The organism is Bradyrhizobium sp. (assembly GCF_049586575.1).
Lineage (GTDB): Bacteria > Pseudomonadota > Alphaproteobacteria > Rhizobiales > Xanthobacteraceae > Bradyrhizobium.
The window spans coordinates 1-8,582 of the sequence record NZ_JBAVCF010000220.1 but is presented as its reverse complement, the minus strand read 5'-3'; the positions used below and the strand labels follow the sequence as shown (position 1 = coordinate 8,582).

Annotated in this window: 9 protein-coding genes and 1 pseudogene; 5 read left to right on the top strand and 5 right to left on the bottom strand. The window is 58.9% G+C overall.

The window, feature by feature from the left end; all coding sequences use genetic code 11:
* Nucleotides 1–172 precede the first annotated feature (172 nt).
* From WB528_RS08495 to WB528_RS08475, 5 genes are all read right to left on the bottom strand, one after another.
* Entirely contained in the window at nt 173–1,012 is an 840-nt protein-coding gene (locus tag WB528_RS08495; protein WP_423887975.1) for a CBS domain-containing protein, read from the bottom strand.
* A gap of 151 nt (nt 1,013–1,163) precedes the next feature.
* Nucleotides 1,164–1,652, bottom strand: a complete 489-nt coding sequence (locus WB528_RS08490; RefSeq protein ID WP_423887974.1) for a hypothetical protein — start codon at nt 1,650–1,652, stop codon at nt 1,164–1,166.
* Nucleotides 1,653–1,655: 3 nt separating this feature from the next.
* Complete coding sequence (locus WB528_RS08485) at nt 1,656–2,216, bottom strand: nitroreductase family protein (protein ID WP_423887973.1); 561 nt, start codon at nt 2,214–2,216, stop codon at nt 1,656–1,658.
* A gap of 222 nt (nt 2,217–2,438) precedes the next feature.
* Complete coding sequence (locus WB528_RS08480) at nt 2,439–2,648, bottom strand: integrase zinc binding domain-containing protein (protein WP_423887972.1); 210 nt, start codon at nt 2,646–2,648, stop codon at nt 2,439–2,441.
* A gap of 39 nt (nt 2,649–2,687) precedes the next feature.
* Nucleotides 2,688–3,416: a CBS domain-containing protein gene (locus WB528_RS08475; RefSeq protein ID WP_423887971.1), complete on the bottom strand. Its 729-nt coding sequence runs from the start codon at nt 3,414–3,416 to the stop codon at nt 2,688–2,690.
* 57 nt (nt 3,417–3,473) lie between these two features.
* Here WB528_RS08475 and WB528_RS08470 point away from each other — a divergent pair.
* From WB528_RS08470 to WB528_RS08450, 5 genes and pseudogenes are all read left to right on the top strand, one after another.
* Nucleotides 3,474–3,773, top strand: a pseudogene (locus WB528_RS08470) (cation-transporting P-type ATPase); the annotation flags it as partial.
* Nucleotides 3,728–5,869 (top strand): HAD-IC family P-type ATPase, encoded by a 2,142-nt coding sequence (locus tag WB528_RS08465; protein ID WP_423887970.1) that lies wholly within the window; start codon nt 3,728–3,730, stop codon nt 5,867–5,869. The pseudogene WB528_RS08470 and the gene WB528_RS08465, both read left to right, overlap by 46 nt.
* A 244-nt stretch (nt 5,870–6,113) precedes the next feature.
* Entirely contained in the window at nt 6,114–6,782 is a 669-nt protein-coding gene (locus WB528_RS08460) for a helix-turn-helix domain-containing protein (protein ID WP_423887969.1), read from the top strand.
* Nucleotides 6,783–6,891: 109 nt separating this feature from the next.
* Nucleotides 6,892–7,842: a TIGR00730 family Rossman fold protein gene (locus tag WB528_RS08455; RefSeq protein WP_423887968.1), complete on the top strand. Its 951-nt coding sequence runs from the start codon at nt 6,892–6,894 to the stop codon at nt 7,840–7,842.
* 142 nt (nt 7,843–7,984) lie between these two features.
* Nucleotides 7,985–8,582 (top strand): MBL fold metallo-hydrolase (locus WB528_RS08450; RefSeq protein ID WP_423887967.1); only part of this gene is annotated, 598 nt, incomplete at its 3' end.

The window sequence follows — 8,582 nt, the reverse complement described above, 5'->3', positions numbered from 1 at the left end:
GGGCGATCCCCCTCCACGCGGATCGCCAAAGGGCCGGATTATCATTGTCGGCACGTGAGCATCGCGCGCCTAATTTGCGTAGAAGCCGTTGTGGGATGAAGCACACCTCAGAGTTATCGCAGACGGGCGGTAAATTGTCGCGTCGGGACCGCCTGAGTTAGCTTCTTAAGCCTCACAATGGCTCGTCGTCGGCCGTCGAGGATTCTTCCTGCAAAGAGACGAAATCGCCACCCCCATAGTCTTCCTCTGGCGGCGGGTACGTGACCTTCGACAGTCGATCTTCGACCCGATTGACGCCTCGAACATTTTCCGCGGCGACGATAGCGGCCTTGCGAGCATTGTCACTCTTGACAGTCCCCCTCAAGATGACCACTCCCTCGTTAAAGCTTACCTTCAGCGCGCACGGTCGCCAGGAGGCCTGCGATAGGGCCGCAATGACGGCTCTCCTAATTTGATTGTCGTCATTCGAATAGTTTCCGGCGACCAGTGAACGATTTGCTATGGCGGCCAAAAAGTCCGCGCGAGTAACGATGCCGACGATCTCTTCGCCATGCATCACTGGAAAGCGCTTTACGTTGCGAGACTCCATTAACCGAACGATTTGCCCGAGCGATGTATCCTCGCCAATAGTGATCGGATTTGGTGTCATGATTTCGCTGACCTTGCGGCCATGCTGCCGTGCGAAATCGAGCGCGACCTGCTCCGTACCGGCCAGCAGGGCGAGCCATCGCCCCCGCCGCTTCTCCGTGCCGATTTCCACACGTCGAAGAAAATCGGTTTCGGAGAGGATCCCGACCAGCCTTCCCTCGTTGTCGACGACCGGCAGGCCGCTGATGCGATGCGACAGCATTATCCTGATAGCCGAGGTCACCGGGGCGTCGGCGCCAACGGTCATCACGTTCCGTGACATGATCTCTTGCGCACGCATCGAGGCATCCTTTGGAAAAACCATTTCAAGATAGAAGAAGATGACAGTTCGTCCTTGATCAGCATCAACCAAGCGTTCGGCCAAGGTTGCGCCGAGTTTGTCTCAAGGCTCTTGTGGCCATAGACTACAACATGGGAACCCGGGCTTGAAACTGACTGCACGCGCCGAGAAGTTGCTGAGGAAGCTTAGATCGATGCGGCTTGCGCACGAGGCCTCATTCAGTTTTCCAGCGAGATCAGCCGATCTTGGTAAGGCAGGTAACGATGCCAAGCACCCATCGAAGGATCCAGTCCGGCTGAATCGATTTCGGTTCAGGCGAGGCCTTCCAGGTCGAATGCGCGATGTGGTTACGCAGACCGACATGAGAGCTGGGAACGGAGAGGTGTGCAAATATTCGTTCCCAGCGGTCGCCAGGAATAGATCGTTCCGGCAAGAGATCAAGAAACGCCAGGCGCTTGGCTGTGAAGTCGAGTTGTCTCATGAGGATGGCGATGTTTGAGGCGTCCGTGTGCAACAGGCCCGCAATAGCGCGCTCTATCGTCAACTCGTAGCTCGCAAAGCATTGCAGGATGGCGCCAAACGCCGCCAAATGCCGTTCGGTCAAGACGTCATTCTGAACATTTCCCATGCTGCTTGCCTCTAGCTTTTGGTGCTTTTCTACGATGTCGGCCGAAGTGTAGCCGTCACTTGCTCGCAAGGCAGCTTCATCAACACCGCACTCCAATGATTAGTCGATCCACTTGATGTGCGGCTCCTTGCGCGGAACAGGAACTGCGGGAGATGCCGGATGCCCCACGATGATCGGGGCAATCGGGACCCACTCCGAAGGACATTCGATGAGGGACTTTCCGACCTTGGTGCCGAGGAATTTCTGGGCGAAGCCGATCCAGCAGCTCCCGAGCTTGGCGGCAAACGCAGTGAGCATCAAATTCTGGGCCGCAAGCGCGCAATCCTCGACAGCCCACAGGCCAGCGCTGGCTGCCGAGATCACAACCAGCACCGGCGCGTGGTAGAAAATCTGGAACTCGGGGTTGCGCAAATGCGACAAGAGCTGCTCGGAAAGCTGGTCCGGCGCCGTCGTCGCGAGCATGTAGATCTTTGCTTCATGCGAAATCCGATCGAGCAGGCTCTGGTTTCGGATCACCGAGAATCGCCAAGGCTGTTGATTGACGGCGCTCGGAGCCTGGATGGCCGCATCAATCAATCCGTGGATCGTCTGTTCGTTGACGCTGTCCGGCGTATATTCGCGGACCGCGCGCCGGCCATGGATCGCTTTATCGAGGTTCATACTGTCTCTCCACTCAAGGCATGCCCACTAACCGGACCCGATCCAGTAGTTGCGATCACGCCAAGCTTAGTCTCGGCATGATTGCGTCTCCAACCGCAGCTGAAAATCTGACTGAGGAAGAGGCCAAAGATGTGCCAAGCAGTCCAACTCAGCGGCGCATTAATCCGAAAAGTCTCTAAGAGTTGAGAGGCCACCCGAGTTGGCGGCCTTCTTCAAGGTTGATCACTTCATCAACGTCTTCTTGGCGGACGGGTGCCCCGCCAACCGGTGGAAGCCCCGTAGAACCTCCCTGACCTCGTCATCTTCAAGCGCATCCAGAAGGCGCCGTTCGCGCTCGTCGGACATGAATGATTTTGTGGTCTTGCGGCCGGGCGAGGGGCTCGCCCCGCTGCTCGTTCCGTCCTTGGCGGTAGCCGTCTTTTCGTTTGTCATGCACCTTTCTCCAACTGAATGCCAGATCGCGGACCTGCATTAACCCGTTCGAGCCCATTCCTCATCCTCGAGAGAGGTCAGATGGTTGCCGGTCACCAAGTCCATCCAGAACAGATGGTCGTGGACCTTGACGACCCCCTGGACGTTTTCCGCGGCAACGATAACAGCCTGTCGATAGCGTTCATTTGCGATTACGCCGCTCAGGTGCACGATCCCGTCGCGCACGATGACGCTTAGGCCGATTGGAGACCAGTCGTGCTTTTCGATCTCGTCGATGATGCGTCGACGGATATGGTCGTCGTCGGCTGTCGGATCAGGAATATCCCGGGCAAGACTGGCGACAGCCTGGAGCAGATTGGATCGCGAAACAATTCCGACGAGCTTGCCATCGCGCACGACGGGAACGCGCTTGATGTGGTTGCGCTCCATCACAGTGACGATCTCCGACAGTGAGGCGTCTTCGCTGACGGTTATCGGCGACGGTGTCATGATTTCGGAAACCTTGCGGCCATGTTCACGAACATAGTCGTCGGCTGCGCCGCCGCGGCCGAAAATGAAACCAAGCAGGCGGTCGCGGTTGCGCGGGGTGCCGATCTCGCTCCTGCGCAGGAAGTCTCCTTCCGACACGATGCCTACGATTGCGCCCTTCTCGTCGACCACGGGAAGCCCGCTAACGTGGTTTCTCAACATAAGGTTTGCGGCTTGAAACACAGACTGTTCAGGCATTACAGACACGACCTTTCGGGTCATGATTTGGTGAGCGCGCATGCTGGGCTCCTGCTTTTCTCGCTGATTAACTTAAGGTCTGAAAACCATGCCGCTTTGATGTGTATCAACCACGCATGTCTGTCGATGTTGTCTGGATCTGAGACTACTCCGGGAATACGTCTCCGCTTGACTCGGCGGTGCCCGACCCTCGATGCGCAGTCGTGCCCGGTTGCTAAGAGGCGAGCTTCGCGCAAAATGAGCAGTTGCGAGATGCGACCGATGTCGGAAACAATAGAGGCATCCTCTTCTGTTCAAGAAGAGCGCTGTGAACATGGTCTATCCAGTGAGGAAGCCGCGCGGCGCTTGGAGCGATGCGGGCCGAATACAACCGCGGACACCGAAATTCCGGTCTGGCGCGTGCTCGTCGGAGAGCTCGTCGCACCCGTCCCCTGCCTGCTCGAAGCGGCAATCGTCCTGCAACTGTTTCTCCACGAATATATCGAGGCGTCCGTCATCGGCCTGCTGCTCGTTTTCAATGCGGCCTTGGGTTTTTTCAGGAGGGGCGGGCAAAAGCGACACTCGCCGCGCTCAAGTCGCGGCTCGCGCTTAACGCGTCGGTGCTGCGTGACGGCACATGGTCGATCATCTCGGCCGCCGGTCTCGTTCCGGGCGATATTATCAAGCTGACGCTGGGCAGCGTCGTCCCCGCCGATGCACGGATCGAAGAAGGCGCGGTGCAGCTCGATCACTCGATGCTGACCGGAGAGTCCATGCCGATTGAGGCTGAGGCGGGCTGCGAGACTTTCGCAGGTGCACTGATCCGCCGGGGTGAAGCCATGGCCGAGGTGATTGCGACCGGGCCTAATACCAAGTTCGGTCGCACCGCGGAACTTGTGCGGACAGCGCATGTCACAAGCACGCAGCAGAAGGCGGTGCTGCGCGTTGTTCTGTATCTCGCCGGCATCAATGGCACTCTTGCGGCACTTCTGGTCGCTTATGCCTGGTACATTCAGTTGCCTCTCGCCGAGATCATCCCGCTGGCTCTGATTGCCATCCTTGCGTCGATCCCGGTAGCTCTCCCGGCCACGTTCACGTTGGCGACTGCGATCGGCGCGCAGGCACTGGCAAAGCGCGGCGTTCTGCCCACCCGGCTTTCTGCTGTCGACGAAGCAGCGAGCATGAACGTCTTGTGCGTCGACGAGACGGTCACGTTGACAAAAAGCGAGCTGACAGTCGCCGCCGTGGTCCCATTGATGCCCAGACGGGAGCTCTTCGTTCCCTTTGATCCGAAGGTAAAGATGGCGGAGGCCACCGTCATTGACCAAAAGGGAGCAAAGGTCCGCGTCGTCAAAGGCGCCTTTGCCCACGTTCAGGCAATGGCGCAGGCTTCGTCTGACGCATCCGCAAAGGCAACCGTGCTTGAAGCAGAGGGTTTTCGGGTGCTCGGCGTGGCGCTTGGAATTGGCCGCGAGCTTCGATTGATCGGACTGCTCGCGCTGAGTGATCCACCGCGTCCCGAAGCCGAAGGCTGTCTCTCGAAGCTCAACTCGATGGGCGTTCGGGTGGTGATGGTCACTGGCGATGCACCGGCAACAGCGGGGGCCGTCGCGCGTGCGATAGGATTGGAAGGCGCGATCGCGCCCGTCAGTGCGATCGCCGAGACTATTCATCCGGAGGATTTTGCCGTTTTTGCCGGCGTTCTTCCGGAGGACAAGTTTGCGCTGGTGAAAGTCTTTCAAAGGGCGGGCTACACTGTAGGCATGTGCGGCGACGGCGCGAATGACGCACCGGCGCTGCGGCAAGCTCAGCTTGGCATCGCGGTTTCGACCGCGACTGATGTGGCAAAATCCGCAGCCGGCCTTGTTCTCACGGAGCCGGGGCTGAACGGCATCGTCGGAGCTGTTACCGAGGGCCGCATCGCGTTTCAGCGGATCCTGACGTACACGCTGCGCTCAATCCTGCATAAGGTCCGCCAGGTTTCCTATCTCGCATTCGGTCTCCTCATTACCGATCACGCGATCCTGACGCCCATGCTGGTAGTGATCTCGATGATCACCGGCGATTTTCTGGCGATGTCGTCGACGACAGATAATGTCCGTCCGTCCGAGAAGCCCAATACCTGGAAAATCGGTCGCCTGACGATCGCCGGCGTTCTCCTGGGCATATTCGATCTGGCCTTTTGCGCCGGCGTTTTGCTGGTCGGGAAGGAATATCTCGAGCTTGATCTGGAGACGCTTCGGACCATGACGCTGGTCAATCTCTTGGTCAGCGGCCAGGCGATCTACTATTCCGTTCGCGAGCGCCGCCGCATCTGGTCATCCAGGCCGAGCAATATCGTGCTGGTCTGTTCGCTCGCGGATCTGCTGATCGTTCCGACGCTTGCATTTTCAGGCGTCCTGATGGCGCCATTATCGCTATCGGTCATCCTGGCCTTGTTTGCAGCCGCCTTTGTCTTCGCGTTCGCGCTCGATGAGGTGAAGGCGCGCGTTTTTCATGCGCTTGATATGCGGTAGTGAGCTAAGCGATGTACGCTGCTCAAATTTTGACATTTTTGCTGGTCGCGGCTGGCACGCTACGACCCGTGCAAAGCGCCTGAGCCGGCCATATCCCCTCTGAATGAGCAGTGCTGAAGCCCGCTTACTTCCGTAGTCTTACGGAGATCTCCGGTCTTCTACTTAGGGGAACGATCTGAATTTTCGAAGCTATCGGAAACCGGCAAACTCTCGACATCAAACGATCGGAAACCGGAGTTTTGCCATGCTCGCAGCCGTCGCAACCGCCAACCCCTCGATCTACGCTCGCCCAGCCGTCCAGGCGCCCTCAACGGAGAGCCCGCTCGGCCTGATGGGCGCTCCGATGCGATTTGCCCGCAACAACGAGATTTATGGCGAGGGTGAGTCGGCCGAGTATCTCTACCAGGTGATTTCCGGCTCGGTGCGAACCTACCGCATGCTGGATGACGGCCGCCGCCAGATCAGCGCCTTCTATCTGCCCGGCGATATCTTCGGAGTAGAGGCCGGCGACGTTCATTTGTCTTCAGCTGAGGCAATCTGCGACGCCCAAGTCCTGGTTGCCAAGCGCAGCGCCGTGATGGCGCGCGCCGAGCACGAAAAGAACCTGGGCCGGCAGCTTTGGATGTTGACGGCTCGTGAGCTTCAGCGCGTCCAGGAGCATTCGCTGGCCCTGATCAAGAGCGCCGAGGAGCGCGTGGCCGGCTTCCTGCTGGAGATGGCGGGTCGCAATTTGGCCGGTGCTGCGGTCGAGCTGCCGATGTCGCGCCAGGATATTGCCGACTATCTCGGATTGACGATCGAGACGGTGTCACGGACCATCACCCAGCTCGTGCAGACCGGCACGATTGCGCTGGAAACGTCCCGGCGTATCCAGCTTCGCAACCGTTCCGCGCTCAACCGACTCAACGCCTAGAATAAGGCAGCTCCTCAGAGGTGGGGCAAGCGCGCTAAGTGCATCGGAGGCCGGCAGCAGCCGGCGTCAAGCCAGTGGCAGCAGCCTTTGGCACAGATTCGAGTTTCCGATGAAAACGGCTGTAGAAATCCCGGCGCCCGCTCATCCTTTTCGACGTCGCGAAGCGCTTCCGTGGCAACTGCCGAAGGCGGTCGAGGAAGACCCGGAGGCCTTGCGTCGGGTGCAAGCGATCCTAAAAGGCCCGAGCTACCGTCCGGCCGACACCGATACCGCATTTCTTGCCGAGGATGATCTGCGTGGCGTCCGCCTGCAGATCGACTACCTCAAGACAGAATTGCTGCTCCGCGAGCATGAAATCGAGCAAGCCATCGTGGTTTTCGGCAGCACGCGGATTTGCGAACCCGCCACCGCATTCCGCAAGGTGGAGGAATTGCGCGCACTACTTGAGGTCGACAAAAATAACAGCGAACTTCGGTGCCGCCTGGCGGTTGCCGAGCGGGTTATGGCCAAAAGCAGTTATTACGAGATCGCCCGCGAATTTGGACGTCTCGTGGCGACGGCAAATGAAAGCGCCCGTAAAACCCGCACCGCCATCGTGACCGGCGGAGGGCCCGGGACGATGGAAGCGGCAAACCGCGGAGCATTCGACGTCGGAGCCAAGTCCGTTGGGCTGAATATCAGCCTGCCGCATGAGCAATATCCAAACCCCTATGTCACGCCCGAGCTCTGCTTCAGCTTTCACTACTTCGCTATGCGCAAACTCCACTTCTTGCTGCGGGCCAAGGCACTCGTCGCTTTCCCTGGTGGTTACGGCACACTGGACGAGCTGTTCGAAGTTTTAACTCTCATACAGACGCGAAAAATCAAGCCGATACCGGTCGTACTCGTCGGCGAAGCGTATTGGCGTCGCGCCGTCGACATCGATTTCCTGGTCGATGAGGGCGTCATCGATTCTGAGGACAGGGATTTGTTCTGGTTTGCCGAGACGGCCGAGGAAATCTGGACCGGTATCCAACGCTGGCACGACGCGAGCGGCTCGCCGCTGCACGCGGCGCCGTAATCGGCGTCATCGGACTTCAGGTTGGGTTAGAGGATCACGGGAGGGGGACCTGAAAATATCTTTCCATGGAGCGGATCGGAACGTCACCGGCTCCTGCCACCTGGTTGAATGCGCCGGGAACCGGATCCTGATCGACTGCGGAATGTATCAAGGTAGCCGCGAGCTGGACGAGGAGAACGCCGAACCTTTCGGCTTTGACGCCGCCAGCATCGATTACGTACTGCTGACGCACGCCCATCTCGATCATTGTGGACGTCTGCCTCTATTGACCAAGCGCGGATTTCGCGGGGAGGTCGTCACGACGTCGGCCACGCGCGAGTTGACGCGGCTGGTCATGCTGGACGCGGCTTACCTGCTGGAGGATGAGGCGCGACATCGGGCGCGAAGAAATGGGCATTACAATCCGAAAAACGTTGCGAACGCGCCGCTGTATTCAACCCTCGACGCGCTGAACTGCCTCGACAACTTCGGACGGACCGCGACCTATTCCGAGGCTTTCGAAGTTACCCCGGGTGTGAGTGCGACTTTCCTCGATGCGGGCCATATTCTCGGCTCAGCCAGTATTTTTCTGCAACTGTCAGAATCGGGCCGCTCGACCAGTGTGTTGTTTTCCGGCGACCTTGGGAACGCCGGCCGGCCGTTGCTGCGCGGCACCGCAACGCCACCGCATGCCGAAAACGTTGTGATGGAAACTACCTACGGCGATCGGCTGCACAAGCCGCTGGGTCCATCCATCGACG